Raw genomic sequence first — 1,248 nt, 5'->3', positions numbered from 1 at the left:
TGTGGTGGTTCAATTTCCTCGGACACCTCGATAGGTGGAAAATCCACTGAATAGAGGAGTCATTCATGAGCCGTAAACGCAGAACATTCGATGCCAGTTTCAAGCTGCAAGTCGTCCAGATGATCAAGGACCAGGGCCTGAGCATTACGCAGGTCTGCCGAGATATGGACCTGGGAGAGACGGCAGTTCGCCGCTGGGTTCAGCAATACGAAGCCGAACTGTCGGGACAGGCGGGAGTGGGTAAGCCGCTGACGCCCGAGCAGCAGCGGATTCGTCAGTTGGAGGCCGAGAATCGCCAATTGAAGCAGGACAACGACCTGCTAAAAAAGGCCTCGGCCTTCTTTGCCCGCGAACTGAAGTGATTCACCGATTGATCGCTCAGCAGCAGAAGAAGGTCGGAATTACGCGGCTATGCCGGCTGCTGGGTGTCAGTCGGTCAGGCTACTACGCCGCGCAGCGCCGCCCGTTGCGCCCATCCCTGCACTGCCCGGTAGCCGCCTCCCTGAAAGCCCTGTTCATGAGCTGCGGGCGTACCTATGGGAGTCGTCGCCTCCACGCCGCCCTCAACTCCGAAGGCGTGCGCGTAGGACGCTACCGAGTCCGCCGGCTGATGCGCGAGCACCGGCTTCGGCCTGTCTGGAAGCGCAAGTTTGTGCACACGACCAACAGCAAGCATGACCTGCCGATAGCCTCCAATCTGCTGGCCCGCCAGTTCGATCCTCCGGCCGTAAACCAGGCCTGGGTGGCGGATATCACCTACATCCGTACCCGCCGAGGTTGGCTGTACCTGGCCGCGGTGATGGACCTGTATTCGCGCAAGATCGTCGGCTGGGCGATGGCACCGAACATGCCGGCGGAACTGGTCTGTTCGGCGCTACAGATGGCGATTGCTCAGCGGCAGCCAGCACCAGGCCTGGTCGTGCACTCGGACCGTGGTAGCCAGTACGCCAGCGAGGTTTATCGTGCGCTGCTCAGGCGGCATGACCTGGTTTTGAGCATGAGCCGCAAGGGGAACTGCTGGGACAACGCCGTCATGGAACGTTTCTTCCTGAACCTGAAAATGGAGCGGGTCTGGCAACGTGACTACGCCAATCATGCCGAGGCTATGACCGACATCGCCGACTATATCGTCGGCTTCTACAACAACGTACGTCTGCACTCCAGCTTGGGCTATCTGCCACCCACCAGCTACGAGCGCAGGCCACCCAGACAACCTATCGAAGTGTCCGAAATTATTTGACCACCACA

Annotated in this window: 1 protein-coding gene; it reads left to right on the top strand. The window is 59.7% G+C overall.

The genetic code is table 11. The features are described from left to right. Positions 1-65: 65 nt before the first annotated feature. A protein-coding gene (locus tag VV867_RS30930; RefSeq protein WP_328568437.1) for an IS3 family transposase occupies positions 66-1,240 on the top strand; the annotation gives its coding sequence in 2 pieces (ribosomal slippage) (positions 66-333 and positions 333-1,240; 1,176 coding nt in all). Positions 1,241-1,248 lie beyond the last annotated feature (8 nt).

This window comes from Pseudomonas sp. JH-2 (genome assembly GCF_036231725.1).
Classification (GTDB): Bacteria; Pseudomonadota; Gammaproteobacteria; order Pseudomonadales; family Pseudomonadaceae; genus Pseudomonas; species Pseudomonas delhiensis.
The sequence above is the reverse complement of the archived record's forward strand: the minus strand, read 5'-3'. Positions and strand labels throughout refer to the sequence as shown.